Consider the following 16,848-nt stretch of genomic DNA (forward strand, 5'->3'; position numbering starts at 1 on the left):
CAATATCGGCATGCTCGCGGTGATCGGTGGTAGCGGTTTCTACTCGTTCTTCGACAAACCGGTGCGGACCGTCACCCCGGCGACGCCGTACGGGCAGGCCAGTGCGCCCATCACGATTGGGCTGGTGGGGGAGCGCGAAGTGGCGTTTCTGCCCCGGCATGGCAGTCGCCACGAGTTCTCGCCGCACACCGTGCCCTATCGCGCCAACATGTGGGCGCTACGTGCCCTTGGGGTGCGCCGGGTCTTTGCGCCGTGCGCCGTGGGCAGCCTCACCCCCGATCTGGGTCCCGGCACCATCGTGGTGCCCGATCAGCTGGTGGACCGCACCAGTGGGCGTGAGCAGACATTCTTCGACAGTGCCGGTATCCACGTGGAATTCGCTGACCCCTACTGCCCCGGGCTGCGCGCCGTATCGCTGCAACCAGAGACCGTCGACGGCGGCACGATGGTGGTGGTGCAGGGGCCGCGGTTCTCGACACGGGCCGAAAGCCGGTGGTACGCATCGCAGGGTTTCACTCTGGTCAACATGACCGGATATCCCGAGGCGGTACTGGCTCGCGAGCTTGAAATCTGCTATGCCGCAATCGCTTTGGTCACCGATTTGGATGCCGGAATCGAACACGGCCAGGGCGTCCGGGCGGTTGACGTGTTCGCCGAGTTCGAGCGGAACATCGGCGGATTCAAGGAGCTGGTGCGCTCCGCGGTGACCGCGACCGAATCCGTCGACACCTGTGGGCACTGCCGTGCACATGACGGCGTCACACTGCCGATCGAACTTCCCTAGGGAGCGTAGCGCGTCTGTCCGTGCGGATTCTTGGTAAAGGACAGCACCTTCGACGGAACAACCTTGTATACGGCGGCGAACTGATCGCCCTCGCCGAATCCGCCCTCACTCGGCGTGAATTTCCAGTCCTCGCCGTACTTTTCGAAGTAGGCGTTCGCCAGTTTTTGTAGGGCCGCGGCATCGAGCACCCGTTCGGCTGTTCCTTCGACGACGACATCATGTCCGTCATTCCAGGTATTGACGCCGGTCGTGACGGCCACCGTGCAGTTCGCGTCGAGATTGCGTGCCTTCTGCTCGGTAGACCCGGTACAGAACACGAAGAAGTCCCCCTGCCACAGCCCGACCAGAGGAGTCGTGTGTGGGCTGCCGTCGGCGCGGACGGTGGTCATCCAGTACAGCTCGGCGGCGGCCAGTAGCGCCGATACGTCGCGCCATGCGGGCGCGGTGGCATCGGGCTCGCTGAACCGCTGATCGAAATGGGAGGTAAGGGTCATGGTGATAGAGACCCCGCCCGTCACCGAGATTCATCGCGGGTACCGTAACGCCATGCGTGATTCGGTCACCGTGCACATCGCCGCTCCTGCCGACAAGATCTGGGAACTGGTCAGCGATATCACCAACACCGGGAAGTTCAGTCCGGAGACGTTCGAGGCCGAATGGCTCGACGGCGCCACCGGCCCTGCGGTGGGTGTGCGCTTCCGCGGTCATGTGAAGCGCAATCAGAAGGGGCCCGTCTACTGGACGGTGTGCCGAATCGTCGACTGCGACCGCGGTCGGTCCTTCGGTTTCGCGGTGCTCTGGCCCAACGGTAAGACGGTGAACACTTGGCGCTATCGGTTCGAGCCCACGGGCGACGGTACGGATGTCACCGAATCCTTTGAGCTGACACCGACGTTGCCGCTGCGCATCTACTGGGCGCTACTCGGCTGGGCACGCGGACGCACCAACCGTAACGGCATGCGTGAGACCCTCAACAGGATCAAAGCGGTCGCCGAGGCTCGCTGATCAAGGGGCGGCGTCGAGTGCTGACAGGCCACGCCCCTCGGACCACACCGGGCTCTCGATAAAGTGGTTGTCATAGCTTTCCTGCGCGGCCCGCAGCTCGCTGATATCGGCCTGGCCGTGTACGATTCGGTCCAGCAGCCGAAAGTAGTCGAAGCGCTGTACGCCGGGGGAGAGCACCGTGAAAATATTGGCATCGCTGTCGCCGGTGGCGCCGAACGCGTGCGGCATCAGCCGGGGAACCAACAGTGTGTCGCCCTGTTCCAGCACCTCGATGCGATCTCCCGCCAGGATTTCCAGCCGCCCCGACACCAGGTAGAACAACTCGGTGGATCGAGTGTGAAAATGCGGGGCAGCGCCATTCGCGCCCTTGGGCAGGTAGATACTCAGGACGCTGACCGCCCCACCCGTGACGTCGGAGTCCATCACCAATCCGGTCTCGTTCCCGGCCGCGGTGCTGACGATCTCGCGGTCGCCGTCCCGAACCAGAGGCGCCGGATCCGGCTCAAACTCTTCACGTGTCATGGCATCAACGCTATGAACTCAAGTCAGCTTGAGGTCAAGAGAAGCGTTTGACGAGGGCGCGGCGGTCCAGTTTTCCGATCCCGCGCCGGGGTAGTTCGTCGAGAAGGTGCAGTTCGCGCGGGGCGGCGGTGTCTTCGAGTGCCGCAGTGATATGCGCCCGCAGATCCTCCAACGTCGGGGTGCCTTCCGGGGAGGGCACCACCGCGACAGCGACGCGCTGGCCGAGCCGGTCGTCGGGCACGCCGAACACAGCGCATTCGGCGACCATCGGGTGAGTGGCCAGAACCGCCTCCACCACCTGCGGAACCACGGTAAGCCCACCGGTGCCGATGGCCTCGTCCAATCTTCCCAGCACCCGTAATCGGCCCTCGTAGAGCTCGCCGAAGTCCTCGGTATGGAACCATGTGGGATCTGCAAATGCCTTGTGGTCCGGCATATTTCGATACCCCGATGCCACGGTGGCGCCACCGAGGCTGATCCGGCCTTCCGGGCCGATGCGCACCTGGACGCCCGCGAGGGCCAGGCCGTCGTACACGCACCCGCCGCAGGTCTCGCTCATTCCGTAGGTCCGGACCACCGGGACACGGGCCTGCTCTGCCCTAATGGCGACGGAGGCGGGTAGCGGACCGCCACCCAGGAGTACGGCGTCAAAGGAGGCGAGCGCCTCCGATGCCACGGGATCGTCCAGCACCTTCACCAACTGTGTTGCCACCAAGGAGATGTACCGGCGATTCCCGGTCATTTCGGCGGACCCCCGTACGAAGTCGGATAGGGAGAAGCCGGCCGACACGTCAATGACGACGGGTTCGGTTCCGGCCTGGATGCTGCGCAGCAGCACCTGCATTCCGGCGATGTGATGGGGTGGAAGTGCCAGCAGCCATTGGCCGATACCGCCCAGGCGGGCGTGCGTGGCCGAGCCGCTGGCCGCGAGGGCATCGCCGGTGAGCATGGCGCCCTTGGGTTTTCCCGTTGTGCCTGACGTTGAGACCACCACCGCGACGTCCTCGGCGATCGGTTTATCGGCGGCGAGCTCAGAGGCGAGGAAATGGGCCTGATCGGCGTCGTCGGCGGGTACGGGCAAGATCGCGTCGCCGCGGCCGTCCAGCAGCTCCGCCAGGCGGGGCAGGAGGCCAAGCATGGTCTGCCCGCTCGGTACGGGCAGGGCGCGCAGTAGCCGGGTCACGCCGGGTGGTCGGAGGCCTGACCGGAGCCCGGCTCGTCACGATGATCCGCGGGCTCACGCGGATCATCAAGGGGCCAACCCTTTTTCGCCAGTCGCTCGCGGACGCGCTCGATATCTTCTCCGGTCGGCAGCTCATCGGTTACCTGGGTGATGAGCACGGCGATGTCGATGTTGTCGAAGTCGCCCCGGGCCATCAGTTCACGCGCCACGGTTTTGACTTCGTCATTGCTCAATCTGCGTCCCAGTAGCGCCAGCAGCGGAACATAGTCAGGTGGCGGGACGCCTTCGGGGTACCCCGCCCGAAGCCAGGTGACGATCTTGCTTAGAAATGCGTTCACGGCCTCAAACTCCTGTACGGACGGGCGGCCGTCCTGTTCGTATCGACTGCTAGGGATCGTAGTGCTGTTGGCGGGCGTTGTCGCCAGGCAAAACTAGCCGCAATCAGCCAGGAAGCCCGCGTCCAATCCGAACAGTCAGCACCCGGAAGGTTAACGGAATGTGAACTCCTTGCGGGAAATATCAAACTGGCCGGTCAGCGCCCAAACTTGCTCTTCCATCAGCTGGTCAAAGTCAAGGCCTTTACCCCAGAATTAGCGCCATGGACGCAACCATGATCATTCTGGTGCTGTTGATCGCAACGGCATTGGCCTTCGACTTCACCAACGGGTTTCATGACACCGGTAACGCCATGGCGACGTCCATCGCAACGGGTGCGCTCAAGCCCAAGACCGCGGTTCTGCTCGCCGGCGTCCTCAACCTGGTCGGTGCCTTCCTCTCCGTAGAGGTCGCCGTCACCGTGACCACCTCGGTTATCAAGGTGCAGGACAGTAAGACCGGTCATCTGCTGCCCAACATCACCCCGTCCATGGGTCTGACGATCATCTTCGCGGGCCTCATCGGCGGCATCCTGTGGAACCTGCTGACGTGGCTCTTCGGTATTCCGTCCAGCTCGTCGCACGCGCTCTTCGGTGGCCTTATCGGTGCTGCCCTCGCCGCCATCGGTTTGTCGGGCGTGAAGTGGGACGGCATCCTGCAGAAGGTCATCATCCCCGCGTTCGCCGCGCCCCTTATCGCGGGCCTGGTCGCCGCCGCCGGCACCTGGCTGGTCTACCGCCTCACCCGCAACGTGGTGAAGAAGCGTCGCGAGGAGGGTTTCCGCTGGGGCCAGATCGCCACCGCGTCCCTGGTTGCGCTGTCCCACGGAACCAATGACGCGCAGAAGACCATGGGCGTCATCGCCCTGGCGCTCATCACCACCGGCCATCTGTCCGGAAACGTCAAGGAGACCGGTCTGCCGTTCTGGATCATCGCCAGCTGCGCTCTCGCGATCGGCCTCGGCACCTACCTCGGGGGATGGCGAGTCATCCGCACCCTGGGCAAGGGCCTCGTCGAGATCGAGTCGCCGCAGGGTCTGGCCGCCGAAGCGTCCTCGGCCGCGATCATCCTGAGCTCCAGCGCCGCCGGTATGGCCCTGTCCACCACGCACGTGGCCACCGGCTCCATCCTGGGCAGTGGCGTCGGCAAGCCCGGTGCCGAGGTGCGCTGGGCCGTGGCCGGGCGCATGGTGCTGGCCTGGCTGGTCACCTTGCCTGCCGCCGGTATCGTCGGCGCGCTGTCCTACTGGGTGTCCAAGGGCATCGGAGATCTCACCACTCCGATGGTCGGCGACCTCATCATCTTCGGCCTGCTCGTCGTGCTCTCCGGTTACATGTGGTGGCGTGCTCAGCAGGAGAAGGTCGACTCCAGCAACGTCAACGCCGACTGGGACGACGCCACCAACTCGGTGGTGCCCGCCGATGTCCGCGAGTCCAAGACCGAAGTGCCCGCCGAGAGCAAGGATGCCTCGAAGCAGGACTCCGCCAACGACACGGCCTCGGTCTAACCCAGTCCAGCGCAGTAGACCCAAAGAAATAGTAAGGAAGCCTCAATGAACTACTTGGAAGCCATCGGCAAGGTGCTCGTTGTTGGGTTGGTCCTCGGTGCGGGTCTGCCGGCGGTGTTCGCGGCGGGCCTGGTCGCCTACTCGTCGGGTGTTGGCGGCACCAATGAGGACGGCACCGTCGCCGCACCCAATCCGGCCGTGAAGTTCCTGGGACTGGCGCTCTTCACTCTGGTCGGAGCGGTTGTCGTCCTCGCGCTGTTGTGGATTACCCGGACGACGATCATCCACCACACGGGCATCGACTTCTTCCCGTTCGTTAAGTAGTAACGCGACCTACTCCAAAGACACCCGGCGGAAGCTACCGCCGGGTGTCTTTGCGTAGTGGGTGGTCCGGGGGGATCTGCACGAAGATCAGCGTGACGCCGTCGGGGGCCGCGACATGCATCTCATGCAGGCCCCACGGCTCCTGTTGTGCGGCGCGGCTTATCGATGCGCCGTGGCCTTCGAGGTCGGCCTGGGCCGCGTAGACGTCGCGCACCTGGAGCCAGAGCGCACCGGGAAATGCCGTGGGGGGTCCGTCCGCTTGGCCGTGTCCGGCGATCTCGATGAGGGATTGTCCGGCGAAGAACACCATGCCCGCGCCGTAGTCGCGCGCGACAGCAAGGCCCAGCGTGTCCCGATAGAACTCCAGCGTCGCGTCATAGTTATTAGGCCGCAACAGTATTCGGCTGGACAATATCTCCATACCTGTGTCTACCACGGGTATGGAGCCCTATCAGAGGGTTTCGCGCCCCGACATAGCCACCTTTGTCACCAGGCTGGGTGCCACGGCATTGGTGGCGGCTGACATCACCGAGATCCTCGGCGCGATGCGCACCACGCGAGTGCGGGCCGCCAGCACCATCCACTCGGCGGCCTCCGCGGAGGTCAGCGCCGCCGCGTTGGTGTATGCCTCGGTGGGCGCGATCATCGGGGTGCGCACCAACGGGAAGTACAGGGTGGTGGTGTGCACGTTGTACTTGCCGTATTCGGCGTCCACGATTCGGCTGACCGTCGACAGCGCGGCCTTGGAGGCGTTGTACACGGCGAACTGCGGCACGACGTCCGTGAGCACGCCCCAGGTGGCCACGTTGATGATGTGACCGCTGCGACGTTCGACCATGCCGGGGGCGAACCCGCGGATTAGCCGCAACGGCGAGAAGTAGTTGAGCTGCATGGTCCGCTCGGCGTCATGCCAGCGATCCAGAGACTCGTAGGTCTTGCGCCGGATGGAGCGACCGGCGTTGTTGACCAGGATGTCGACGCCGCCATGGCGTTGGTTCACGGTCTCCACCAGCTTGTCGATCGCGTCCAGGTCGGATAGGTCGCATGCGATGGCATCCGCGGTGCCGCCGGCGGCGGTGATACGCGCGGCGACCTCGTTCAGCAGGTCTTCACGCCGTGCCACCACGATGACCTTGGCGCCGAGCTTGCCGAATTGGTACGCGGCCTCCTCGCCGATACCCGAGGACGCGCCGGTGATGAGGACGCGCTTGTCCTTGACCGAGACACCGTAGTTTGCGTCGAGCTTCGCCCGAAGGAGCGATGGGCTGGGGAAAGGCTGCATCAGGGCACGCGCAAAGGCGGTGTTGAGCCGCTTGCTCACCGAGTTCTTACTCACGAGTAAGAATCGTAGGCCCCATCGACCAAGTGGGGTACCGGTGGGCCCTCGTGACGTACGTCTCGTCCTAGGCTGGGCTCATTCACCCTATGACGACAAGGACGTAGCTATGGGATCGCTGGCAGGTAAGACCATCATCATGTCGGGAGGCAGCCGCGGCATCGGGCTGGCGATCGCACTTCGGGCCGCGCGGGACGGCGCGAATATCGCGATCATGGCGAAGACGGCAGAGCCGCACCCGAAGCTGCCCGGCACCATCTACACGGCCGCCGAGGAAATCGAGGCCGCCGGTGGTCATGCGCTCCCGATTCTCGGCGACGTCCGTGATGACGAGGTCGTGGCCTCGGCCGTGGCCCAGACAGTCGAGAAGTTCGGCGGGATCGACATCGTGGTCAACAATGCGAGCGCGTTGAATCTCGCTCCTTCGGAATCGATTTCGATGAAGGCCTACGACCTGATGCAGGACATCAACGCGCGGGGCGCCTTCTCGCTCTCGACGTCGGCGATCGGCGCGCTCAAGGAGGCGGAGAATCCGCACATCCTGACCCTGTCGCCGCCCATCACGCTGGAACCCAAGTGGTTCGATCAGACCACTACCGCGTACACCATCTCGAAGTTCTCCATGAGCTTGGTGGCCATCGGGCTGGCCGCCGAACTACGCAAGTACGGCATCGCGTCGAACTCGCTGTGGCCGCGCACCACCATCGACACCGCCGCCATCCGCAATATCCTCGGCGCGGAGCTCGTTGCCCGCTGTCGCTCGGCCGAGATCATGGCCGACGCCGCGTACGAGATCCTGATCAAGCCCAGCCGGGAGGTCACCGGAAACAGCTTCGTCGACGACGAGGTGCTCACCGAGGCCGGTGTCACCGACTTCTCGACGTATCGTCAATGCGCCGAAGAGGACCTCGAGCTCGACTTCTGGATGGAGCGCGCGGCACGGTAACCGCGCAGAAAATCGAGTAGTCGCCCCCCGGTTCCTCGCGACGGCTATTTCTGCGGCGACTGTCACGGTCTCGGCGCCGTCGTCGGGCGGTCGCTGCAGGCCGAACCCGTGCTGAGCGGAGCGCTCAGGTCCTAGTAGTGCCAAGGGTAGGGCGACCAGTCCGGCTTGCGCTTCTCCAGGAATGAGTCACGGCCTTCGACGGCCTCATCGGTCATGTAGGCCAATCGTGTTGCCTCCCCAGCGAACAACTGTTGTCCGACGAGGCCGTCATCGGCGAGGTTGAAGGCGTACTTCAGCATTCGTTGTGCCTGAGGGGACTTCTCGTTGATAGCGGCGGCCCACTCCAGCGCGACCGTCTCCAGACGTTCGTGGTCGACGACCTCGTTGACGGCGCCCATGTGATGCATCTGTTCGGCCGTGTACGGCCGGCCCAGGAAGAAGATCTCACGGGCGAACTTCTGTCCAACCATCTTGGCCAGGTATGCACTGCCGTAGCCACCGTCGAAGCTGCCCACATCGGCGTCGGTCTGCTTGAAGCGAGCGTGTTCGCGGCTGGCCAATGTCAGGTCGCACACCACGTGCAGGCTGTGTCCACCGCCCGCGGCCCACCCATTCACCAAGGCGATCACCACCTTTGGCATGAAACGGATGAGGCGCTGTACCTCCAGGATGTGCAGGCGGCCCGCACGACCCGCGTCCACGGTCTCGGCGGTCTCGCCCCCCGCGTACTGATACCCGGTGCGGCCCCTGATGCGCTGATCGCCACCGGAACAGAATGCCCAGCCGCCGTCCTTGGGGCTGGGGCCGTTCCCGGTCAGTAGCACCGCCCCCACGTCGGAGGTCATCCGGGCGTGGTCCAAGGTGCGGTAGAGCTCGTCGACGGTGTGTGGCCGAAAGGCATTGCGTACCTCGGGCCGGTCGAAAGCGATCCGCACGGTTCCCTGGCTGACGTGCCGGTGATAGGTGATGTCGGTCAGGTCCTCGAATCCCGCCACCGGTTGCCAGCGAGTCGGGTCAAAGGGATTGGCGGTCTGCCCGTCGTCTTGGGTCATGGCTCCGACTCTAGAGGCCGCCCAGTTCGGGGTCGGTCGACGCTACCGGTGAACCACTACGCGGACGATTGGCTCGCCGAGGACGTCGTCCACTGGGTGAACAGGCCCGGTGGTGGCTGCTGGCACCACGCCCACGTGCCGCCCTCCTTGCGGAACTGGTTCGGCTTGGTCTGGGTCTGGGTGGCGGCACCGCCCAGGCTGTACGTCGCGGTGATGTCGCCGGTGGCACTGTCACCGACGATCTTGATGTTGTCGATCGCGAACTTCTCGACCGTGGTGGACTCGCGAATTACCTGCAACACGGTGGCCGTGTAGGCGAACTGGTCGCGCTTCACGATCGCAGTGACGAGCGTGGCGCGTTCGCCGCCACCCGCACTGGGGAACCGTTGTGCCACATGGCTGGACAGGGTAGAGGTATCGCCGTACATCAGCGCCTCCTCGGCGCCCTGCCAGGAATTGATCGAGGGGACGAGCTTCTCGTCGGCTGTGCGGCTGGACACCTGGTAGCGCGGGCAGGTCAGGGTGTTGGCGGCGTCCAAATCGAGGCTGCCGATCACCTTGCCCATCTGGGCGGTCACTTGCCGGATCTGGTCTTGGTCACTGGCTGGTGAGGTAGCGGCCGGCGGCGGGGGAGTTTCCTGGGGCTTCGTGAGCGTCTGGTAGACGGTGCACCCGGACAGTGTGGTGGCGAGCGTCACGGCGAGTACCGCTGAGCGCGCCGTCTTGCGGAAGTATGTGGCACGCACCTGCGGCATCGTCGAATACCTTCCCCGTGAGTGAGATAAGTCAGTAACCAGTTCATTACTCTGGCTCATGAAATCTAACTCATGGTGCTTCGGTTGTATTCCCGCCCCATGCGATCGGGTGTCAGCGTCTCTTGATCGGGTGGCGGCTCAGAATCGAGATCCGGTTGAAGGTGTTGATCATGATGGCCGACCACACCAGCGCCGATATCTGATCATCGGACAGGTGTTCACGTGCGGCGGCGTACTGCTCGTCGGTGAGGTGACGATCAGCGACCTTCGTCACCGCCTCGGCGATCGTCAGCGCCGCGCGCTCCATATCGCTGAACAGTTCGGCCTCCTGCCACACCGGCAGCACGGCGATCCGCTGAGTGGACTCGCCTTCCTCCAGCGCGACGCGGGTGTGTAGGTCGAGGCAGAACAGGCAATGATTGAGTTGAGATACTCGAATGTTGACCAATTCCAGCGTTGTTCGCGAGAGCCCGGCCTCGGTAGCCCGGGTGCGGAGCTCGGCGGCGGTCTTGGTCAGCCCCTGGTAGACGGATGGAGTCTGCTTGTCGATGTAGACACGATGATCGGTCATCCCTGGTGCGCCTCGACGGCGGCCAGCGCCTCCCGCGTCACCGGGTCGACCACGTCATCGAACTCATGGTGCTTGCCGACGAACTTGCTGACGTACGGGCATACCGGGACGATTCTTCGTCCCGTGGACCGTGTGGATGTCAGCGCCGACTGCACGAGGGTCCCAGCGAGGCCGCGGCCGCCGAACTTCTCGTCGATCTCCGTGTGATAGAAAATCCGCACGTCAGTGCCGCCCAGTGTGGTATCCAGGTATTCGGTGAAGCCCGCGAGTTCACCGTCTGCTGTGATCTCGAACCGGTGGTGATTGGGTGCGTCGGCGACCGTGGCGCTGGCTTCGGATTCGTCCATGGTGACCAACTATGCCGCACACGCCGCGAGTTCGGCCGATGATGATCGCATGAGCAATGCAGAGACCACCCCGACGGAAACCCGCTGCGAGGGCGGCCCGTGCTCACGGGATGGAGCGGGTCATCCCGTGGTTGAAACACTCACTCCCCGAGAGGTTCCGCTCGGAGGACCGCGTGCGATGACGGTGTTGCGGACCTTGCCCCAGGCGAGGCGATCGCTGATCGGCGCCTGGTGCTTCGCCGACCATTACGGGCCCGAAGACATCACGCAGAGCCGCAGAATGGATGTGGCACCTCATCCGCATACCGGACTGCAGACAGTGAGCTGGCTGTTCACCGGGGAGATCGAGCATCGCGACAGCCAGGGAGTACACGCGATGGTGCGTCCGGGTGAGCTCAACCTGATGACGGGCGGCCACGGTATCTGCCATTCGGAGGTGTCGACGGCTCAAACCACCACGCTGCACGGCGTGCAGCTATGGGTCGCCTTGCCCGATAAATCCCGGGATGCGGCACGCGATTTTCAGCATTACGCGCCGGAGGCGGTCGCCGTGGGTGGGGTGAGCCTGCGGGTGTTCTTGGGGAGCCTGGCGGGGCAGGCATCGCCGGTGCGTACCGCCACCCCCTTGCTGGGTGCCGAGCTGCTGCTGGAACCTCGCAGCATGGTGCGGTTCGATGTCGATCCCGGGTTTGAGCATGGGTTGTTGGTGGATACCGAGACGGTCGAGTTATCCGGCACAAGGTTGTCGCGGGGCGAGCTCGGTTACGTGGGCACCGGAGTCGATCAGCTCACCGTCCTCAACCCAACAGATGCCGTAGCACGGGCGATCCTATTGGGCGGCAAGCCGTTCGGAGAGCAGATCGTCATGTGGTGGAATTTTGTCGGCCGCGATCACGACGAGATCGCGCAATTCCGCGAGGCATGGCAGGCCGAGTCCGAACGCTTCGGCCATGTCGAGGGATACCAGGGTGCGGTAGCGCGCCTGCCCGCACCGCCGCTGCCCACCGTGCGTATGGTCCCTAGGCGCAATCCGCCGACCGCCAATCCGGAGAGCTAGATGCCGCTGAACAGAATTGTCACCTACATCAGTTCCACCGCCTGGATGAGTTTTCTGATCCAGTGGTGGACCGAGCCGGTTCCCACGGGCTGGCTGCGGGCTTTCCTGCGCGCACGCAAGCTCGATCGGACCGTACGCAACCTCATCGGCGGGTATGCGTTAATCTTCGCGGCGATCTGCGTCGCAGTACAGTTCAGCGACACCGGGCCCCGGAGCACAGTGGGTCGCGTCATCGTCGGGGTGTGCGCCGTGGGGGCATTGGGGTGGGCAGTGCGCTGGGCGGTGGGGCCATGGCCGTCCCTGCGCGAGGCGGTGGCCTTCGTTGCCTTCGCGGACGTCGGGATCGCGATCGCCTGCTGGCAGGACTCCGATCCCCTGGCAGGTCTCGTGGGCACGGTGATGTTTACACCGGTCGGAGCGTACGTCAGCTTCTTCCTGGGGAACCGGCTGTTGTTGGCGCATGTCGCGTGGTGCGGCCCGATGATCCTCGCTCTGTCCTCCCGCCTGTTCGCCGAGGGCACGGTGGGTGCGGCGATGACCGCGGTGGTGAAGGTGACCAGCATGCTGCTGGTGGTGGTGTTGATACCCGCGGTCATCCAGTTCGGGATCGCGGTGGTGCGCTTGGACGCGCTTGCCGCACAGCGCGATCCGCTCACCGGGCTCCTCAACCGCCGTGGTATCTACGGTGAATGGCAGCGGCTGCACAGTGGGCTGACGCGTGGGGACATGTTAGAGGGTGACCGGGTGATCGCCGCCGCCATCGTCGACATCGACCGGTTCAAGTCGATCAACGACCGGTATGGCCACGGGACGGGTGACCGGGTGCTCGTCGACCTGGCCAACGCGCTCACCGCCGAGTCGAGCCGGGGGAACCTGGTGGGCCGCTCGGGTGGTGAGGAGTTCCTCGTGGTGACGGTCTGCCCGGCGGAGGCAGTCGCCGAATTCTCCACCCGGCTCAGGGAAGCCGTGACGACGTCCACACCGGCAGGTATCGCCGTGACCGCGAGCGTGGGGGTTGCGGCCCAGGCGGTTGCGAGCGTGGCGTCGGCGACTTCAGAAAAGGCGATCGACGTGTTGACCGCCTGCGCCGACCGCGCGATGTACGAGGCAAAACGCAACGGTGGCAATCAATCCCGAATACTGCATCCGGGCCACGCCCTCGTCGATGATTGACTGTGATGAGGGCCCAGCCGTCCAGGCACAGACATATCGCTGTACACCCGGGCAGGCCTCGAAGCAGTTGCCGCCGCACTCAGCTCACGGCCCCGCAAAACCTTGGACGGGGGACACCCCAGCTCAACGCTCGCCGCCATTATCAACAGCGCCGCTGAGCTAATCCATGCGTGTAGGGCGGAACTAGTAAGAGCTCATCGTCATGATCGGTGCCGCGAACCCTCCCGTGTTGGCAATCTCCTGCGCCCTCAGCTGACAACGGGTGAATGCCTGCTGGATCTCTGATGGACTGGCTCCATGCGGCAACGGGCGACGGCGCCCGGGCTAAATGCGAGCATCAGCAGCGATGCCCCGGATCTGCGACCGAGCCCAAGGACGGTTGCCCAGCCAGTCAAACAGGGGACAACCCCGTGCATCCCGCCACAGCCTGGGCGCCATCCAGCGGTCAGTGCGGATATTCAGCCTGGAGGCCATCGTGAGCATCGGATGCTCGACGCGGACACGCCATCAAGGTCTCGAACAGTTGACGGCGATTGTCGGGCAGCCTTCCTGATCCCCGGCGGTATTTGGGTTCTGCACGGTGCGCTGCAGACTTCTTGGACCGCTGTTTCATGTGTCAACGTCTGGCTTCCATCGCGCAGCGCATCGCAAATGCAATCTGCTCGAAATGCCATGCGGTGCCTAAGCGGTGGTGGTCGATGCAATGGCCGACTCCGCGATAGATTCCGCCGGTGACAGTGGCTGCTTGAGTGAACGCCGATCCGAATTCGTGGCAGGTGGACGGCTGAACTGTCCACAGGGCATCGAATTCAGGCTGTGCGAATTGGACCGGTACCTTGACGCGCCTGGCGATCGTTGAGAACTCTGCCAGCCAGCTGGTGTACACCTCGGCGAGCTCTGCGACGAGCGCGGGTTCCATGGCGGCATCGAAGTAGTTGTCGGGGACGGTCGGCATTGTCCAGTCCGGGCCGTAGAGCAACAGCCGACGCGCCTCTCGCGGAATATCGATGCGGCCGCCCTCTGGAGTAGCACCGGCCCACGCCCCGCCTGCGTTACCTGGTGGGATATGGCCGATGCCTGCCACAGATACGCCCAACAACGGCCACTCATGATCTGCCGCCGCGAGGTGGAGCGCAATCGCGCCTCCGATCGAGTGGCCCACGACGACGAACCCAGGGCAACCGGCCGGGCTTTCCTTCCACAAGACAGCCAATGCGCCGTCGATCACCTCGGCTGATCTCGACATTCCGTCGTAGTCGCCTTCGCAGGACGCGCTGCGCCCATAGCCCGGTCGGTCGATACTCACGCCCGTGAGCCCGTGCTCGGACGCAACATCGAGCAGGGAATGCCCGGGTATATCGAAATACCTTCCGTTGCAGCCGCCGCCGTGCAGGCATATCAGTATCGGTGCCGGATCTGAGGTTCCCGCCGAAGTTTCGAGCGTCCGGAGCGAGGCCGCGATGGTCACCTCCAGGGCTACTCCGTTCGCTGCGATAAGCGTCTTTCGGCTGCGGAACCGGTCAGATCCACGGGGCTCGGAACCCTCCTCTCCGTAGCCGATCGCTGCTGGGGGTACTGCGCCAAACGTCTGTGATCGTGTCGCGTTGCTGTCACCATGTGTTGTGCCACGCTGCATGTCGTTTCCTCTCGGTGGGGGCTTGGAGAAGCGCAGCGCGTGCTCAGCGATGCTGCGCTGCGGCGGGTGTCTGCGTGCGATTCCTTTCTGCGTTCAGGTCGCCGAATACTGTTGTGCACCTTCGTGATGGCTGGTTCGAGGCCGCGCTGGCGAACTGGCTTTCGTGAACTGGATTCTCAATGACGGCAGCCGTCGTCTGCGCTGACGCAGGAGCGTTGGCATGCCTTTATTCGACCGGTCGGACGAAGCGTGGAAAGAGCGACATCGCGGTGGTCTCGTTGATGGCGGCGAGACCGGCAGTGTCGATCTGGGTATAGGTGTCCAGGTTTGTCGAGAACCATTTCGCCGCGTCGAGGGGTGCAAATGGCCAATCCGATCCGAAGGTGATGTGCCCTCGCTTGGCGAAAGCGAGCAGGCTCGGCAGCGCCGCCGGGCTGGACGACAGTGCCGTATCGAAGTAGAAGGTCGCGAACTCATCAAGGATGTCGGCAAGGCTGCGCCCGGTATCGGCCGATATCGCCAACGACATCCGGTGTGACGCGTAGGGCACGAATCCGCCGCCGTGACTGAGGATGAATCGGATATTCGGATAGGTTTGGCGAATTCCATTGCGCACAAGTAAGTAAGCCGCGCGTGTGGTATCGAGCAGGAAGTCTGCGGCGAACGGCGGCAGGTGCTGGATTGCCGGTCCGGGCAGGTCGCCAGGATGTATGAATACCCGCGCCGAACGCGCATCGAGGGCGGCGAATAGTTCGTCGTAGCCCATCTCGCCGAGGTAGACGCCAGCGCTATTTGCCAGCAACACCACGCCATCGGCATGCAACTCGTCGAGTGCCCGTATCGATTCGGCAACCGTGGCAGCTCTGTGTGGCAAGGGAACTGTGGCAAAGAACCCAAAACTGCTTGGCCGCTTCGCCACTAGGTCGGCCGTGTGGTCGTTGAGGTCACGTGCAAGTGCGACGGCATCGCCGCCGTCGGTCAGAAAGGTGGTGCCAGGAGTCGACACCGAGAGGATCGCAGCGCTGACGCCCAGCGCGTCCATCGCCTCAAGCGACGCATCCGCGCTCCACTCGGGCAACGCTCGTCCCCCCGCCTCGTCGATCCCGGCCTTGCGCAGCGCGGCCCGATAAAACGGTGGCACCAAATGGTGGTGGGTGTCGATTCGCGACATGAGTCCACGTCCTGTCAGTTGTAAATGGCGAGGTTGGTGTGAGAGCGCACAAGTCTCCGGTGCAGGTGAGAGGGTCCTATGAGGCGGGCCGATGCGGAAGCGGACTAAATGCAGAGGTGATAGCGGCAAGTCGGCATTCTTCGGCGAAGGCAAGCTCGTGAAGGTAGAAAGCGCGGGCAGCATAGTTTGCGCCCAGCTGATGGCCTGCGAAGCGTTGCTGGTGAACCTCGACCAGCGGTGCCGTGGTGAAGAGTTTCTGCAATGCACGCAGGTCTGGCGGCGTCGATGACCACCGGTCGTCGTATTCCGCGATCGCGACTCGCAGTGGAACCGAGATCGATCCGGCGATCCGGTCGAGTCGTTGCGGCCATTGAAGCGCGTCATGTAGTTCCCTTACCGGGGCTGGCGCAGAACCGTCGAGCAACGATTGTGCAGTCTGCGGCGGCCACGTCCATTCGGGGCCGAAGACGACGGTGCTCCGACCACGGGGATCGATATGGGTCGACGCTTCGCGATCCATGCGGCCTTGCAGTTCCGTAGCGAAGCCGGGAATCCAGTTGTAGCCAGCGCTATGGGCGCTGGCTCCGAGCAGCGGGAAGTTGCAGTTCTCCGCTGCAAGGCACAGTGCCAGCATTCCGCCGATTGAGTTTCCGGTTAGGACGACCCCGGCGCTCTCGCCACCGATCCGAGCCCAGAGGTCTGCGATGGCGGTTCGCAGGATGGCGATCTGTTCGTCGAAGCAGGTTTTGTCTGGGCTGATTCCGGAACTTGCCCCATACCCTGGCCGATCGACTGCGACTGCGGCGAAGCCCAGTTGTGCGGCCAGATCCAAGTAGGAAGAATCACCTGGGATGTGTTGATCGTAGATCCGAGACGTTACAGAACCGCCGTGCAGCGCGACAATCAGTGCACGCGGCCGATTCTCCGGTTTGGCATAGATTCCTGACAACACGATGTCACCGACGTCGACCGAGATCGGAGCGATGTTCATCATCCTTCTTTCCTTCCAGTTCTGCGAGCGGGTTTGGCGAGCCGCAGGATCGGCAGCGCCGAAAGTGTCCGGCGCACCAATGCCTAAGACTTGCCGTTCGCCTGCTAGACAGT

At 64.0% G+C, this 16,848-nt stretch carries 20 protein-coding genes; 7 read left to right on the top strand and 13 right to left on the bottom strand.

What is annotated here, in order from left to right:
* The first annotated feature begins 10 nt into the window (after positions 1 to 10).
* Positions 11 to 784 (top strand): S-methyl-5'-thioadenosine phosphorylase, encoded by a 774-nt coding sequence (locus B4383_RS02320; protein WP_078288702.1) that lies wholly within the window; start codon positions 11 to 13, stop codon positions 782 to 784.
* On the opposite strand, the gene B4383_RS02325 is transcribed toward B4383_RS02320, so the two are convergent.
* Positions 781 to 1,278: a pyridoxamine 5'-phosphate oxidase family protein gene (locus tag B4383_RS02325; RefSeq protein WP_078288699.1), complete on the bottom strand. Its 498-nt coding sequence runs from the start codon at positions 1,276 to 1,278 to the stop codon at positions 781 to 783. The genes B4383_RS02320 and B4383_RS02325 overlap by 4 nt on opposite strands.
* A 52-nt stretch (positions 1,279 to 1,330) precedes the next feature.
* Between B4383_RS02325 and B4383_RS02330 the strand changes: the two genes are divergently transcribed.
* Positions 1,331 to 1,789 (top strand): SRPBCC family protein, encoded by a 459-nt coding sequence (locus B4383_RS02330; protein WP_078288786.1) that lies wholly within the window; start codon positions 1,331 to 1,333, stop codon positions 1,787 to 1,789.
* Here the strand turns inward: B4383_RS02330 and B4383_RS02335 are convergent, their stop codons facing one another.
* The 3 genes from B4383_RS02335 to B4383_RS02345 are packed head-to-tail and all read right to left on the bottom strand — an operon-like array spanning position 1,790 to position 3,832.
* Positions 1,790 to 2,311, bottom strand: a complete 522-nt coding sequence (locus B4383_RS02335; RefSeq protein ID WP_078288697.1) for a cupin domain-containing protein — start codon at positions 2,309 to 2,311, stop codon at positions 1,790 to 1,792.
* A 34-nt stretch (positions 2,312 to 2,345) separates the two neighbouring features.
* Entirely contained in the window at positions 2,346 to 3,494 is a 1,149-nt protein-coding gene (gene menE / locus B4383_RS02340; RefSeq protein WP_078288695.1) for an o-succinylbenzoate--CoA ligase, read from the bottom strand.
* Entirely contained in the window at positions 3,491 to 3,832 is a 342-nt protein-coding gene (locus tag B4383_RS02345) for a DUF3349 domain-containing protein (RefSeq protein ID WP_078288693.1), read from the bottom strand. Before B4383_RS02345 ends, menE begins: the two co-directional genes overlap by 4 nt.
* A 260-nt stretch (positions 3,833 to 4,092) precedes the next feature.
* Here B4383_RS02345 and B4383_RS02355 point away from each other — a divergent pair, with 260 nt between their 5' ends.
* Complete coding sequence (locus tag B4383_RS02355) at positions 4,093 to 5,376, top strand: inorganic phosphate transporter (protein WP_078288691.1); 1,284 nt, start codon at positions 4,093 to 4,095, stop codon at positions 5,374 to 5,376.
* Between the two features lie 45 nt (positions 5,377 to 5,421).
* Positions 5,422 to 5,700 carry a hypothetical protein gene (locus B4383_RS02360; RefSeq protein ID WP_078288689.1) on the top strand — a complete coding sequence of 93 codons (279 nt, stop codon included), beginning with the start codon at positions 5,422 to 5,424 and terminating at the stop codon, positions 5,698 to 5,700.
* Positions 5,701 to 5,734: 34 nt separating this feature from the next.
* Here B4383_RS02360 and B4383_RS02365 read toward each other — a convergent pair whose 3' ends face one another.
* Entirely contained in the window at positions 5,735 to 6,121 is a 387-nt protein-coding gene (locus tag B4383_RS02365) for a VOC family protein (protein WP_078288686.1), read from the bottom strand.
* A 30-nt stretch (positions 6,122 to 6,151) separates the two neighbouring features.
* A complete protein-coding gene (locus B4383_RS02370) occupies positions 6,152 to 7,036 on the bottom strand; it encodes an SDR family oxidoreductase (protein ID WP_078288684.1) in 885 nt (294 codons plus the stop codon).
* 109 nt (positions 7,037 to 7,145) lie between these two features.
* Between B4383_RS02370 and B4383_RS02375 the strand changes: the two genes are divergently transcribed.
* Entirely contained in the window at positions 7,146 to 7,982 is an 837-nt protein-coding gene (locus B4383_RS02375) for an NAD(P)-dependent oxidoreductase (RefSeq protein WP_078288680.1), read from the top strand.
* 131 nt (positions 7,983 to 8,113) lie between these two features.
* Here the strand turns inward: B4383_RS02375 and B4383_RS02380 are convergent, their stop codons facing one another.
* The 4 genes from B4383_RS02380 to B4383_RS02395 all read right to left on the bottom strand — a co-directional run bounded on the left by B4383_RS02380 (position 8,114) and on the right by B4383_RS02395 (position 10,707).
* Entirely contained in the window at positions 8,114 to 9,034 is a 921-nt protein-coding gene (locus tag B4383_RS02380; protein ID WP_078288678.1) for a 1,4-dihydroxy-2-naphthoyl-CoA synthase, read from the bottom strand.
* 56 nt (positions 9,035 to 9,090) lie between these two features.
* Positions 9,091 to 9,789 carry a hypothetical protein gene (locus B4383_RS02385; protein WP_078288676.1) on the bottom strand — a complete coding sequence of 233 codons (699 nt, stop codon included), beginning with the start codon at positions 9,787 to 9,789 and terminating at the stop codon, positions 9,091 to 9,093.
* Positions 9,790 to 9,901: 112 nt separating this feature from the next.
* Positions 9,902 to 10,360 (bottom strand): carboxymuconolactone decarboxylase family protein, encoded by a 459-nt coding sequence (locus B4383_RS02390; RefSeq protein ID WP_078288674.1) that lies wholly within the window; start codon positions 10,358 to 10,360, stop codon positions 9,902 to 9,904.
* Positions 10,357 to 10,707, bottom strand: a complete 351-nt coding sequence (locus B4383_RS02395) for a GNAT family N-acetyltransferase (protein WP_078288672.1) — start codon at positions 10,705 to 10,707, stop codon at positions 10,357 to 10,359. The genes B4383_RS02390 and B4383_RS02395 overlap by 4 nt, the downstream gene beginning before the upstream one ends.
* Positions 10,708 to 10,756: 49 nt before the next feature.
* Between B4383_RS02395 and B4383_RS02400 the strand changes: the two genes are divergently transcribed.
* Complete coding sequence (locus B4383_RS02400; protein WP_078288784.1) at positions 10,757 to 11,764, top strand: pirin family protein; 1,008 nt, start codon at positions 10,757 to 10,759, stop codon at positions 11,762 to 11,764.
* A complete protein-coding gene (locus tag B4383_RS02405) occupies positions 11,765 to 12,937 on the top strand; it encodes a GGDEF domain-containing protein (RefSeq protein WP_139360497.1) in 1,173 nt (390 codons plus the stop codon).
* A 616-nt stretch (positions 12,938 to 13,553) separates the two neighbouring features.
* On the opposite strand, the gene B4383_RS02410 is transcribed toward B4383_RS02405, so the two are convergent.
* The 3 genes from B4383_RS02410 to B4383_RS02420 form a co-directional block, all read right to left on the bottom strand.
* Positions 13,554 to 14,573: an alpha/beta hydrolase gene (locus tag B4383_RS02410; protein WP_078288670.1), complete on the bottom strand. Its 1,020-nt coding sequence runs from the start codon at positions 14,571 to 14,573 to the stop codon at positions 13,554 to 13,556.
* A gap of 226 nt (positions 14,574 to 14,799) precedes the next feature.
* The gene (locus B4383_RS02415) at positions 14,800 to 15,744 is read right to left on the bottom strand and encodes an amidohydrolase family protein (RefSeq protein WP_078288668.1); all 945 of its coding nucleotides are present in this window, start codon (positions 15,742 to 15,744) and stop codon (positions 14,800 to 14,802) included.
* Between the two features lie 76 nt (positions 15,745 to 15,820).
* On the bottom strand, positions 15,821 to 16,738 hold the full coding sequence (locus B4383_RS02420) for an alpha/beta hydrolase (protein WP_078288665.1): 918 nt from the start codon (positions 16,736 to 16,738) through the stop codon (positions 15,821 to 15,823).
* Positions 16,739 to 16,848: the final 110 nt, after the last annotated feature.

Origin of the sequence: Mycobacterium sp. D16R24, assembly GCF_002013385.1 — a bacterium.
Taxonomy (GTDB): Bacteria; Actinomycetota; Actinomycetes; order Mycobacteriales; family Mycobacteriaceae; genus Mycobacterium.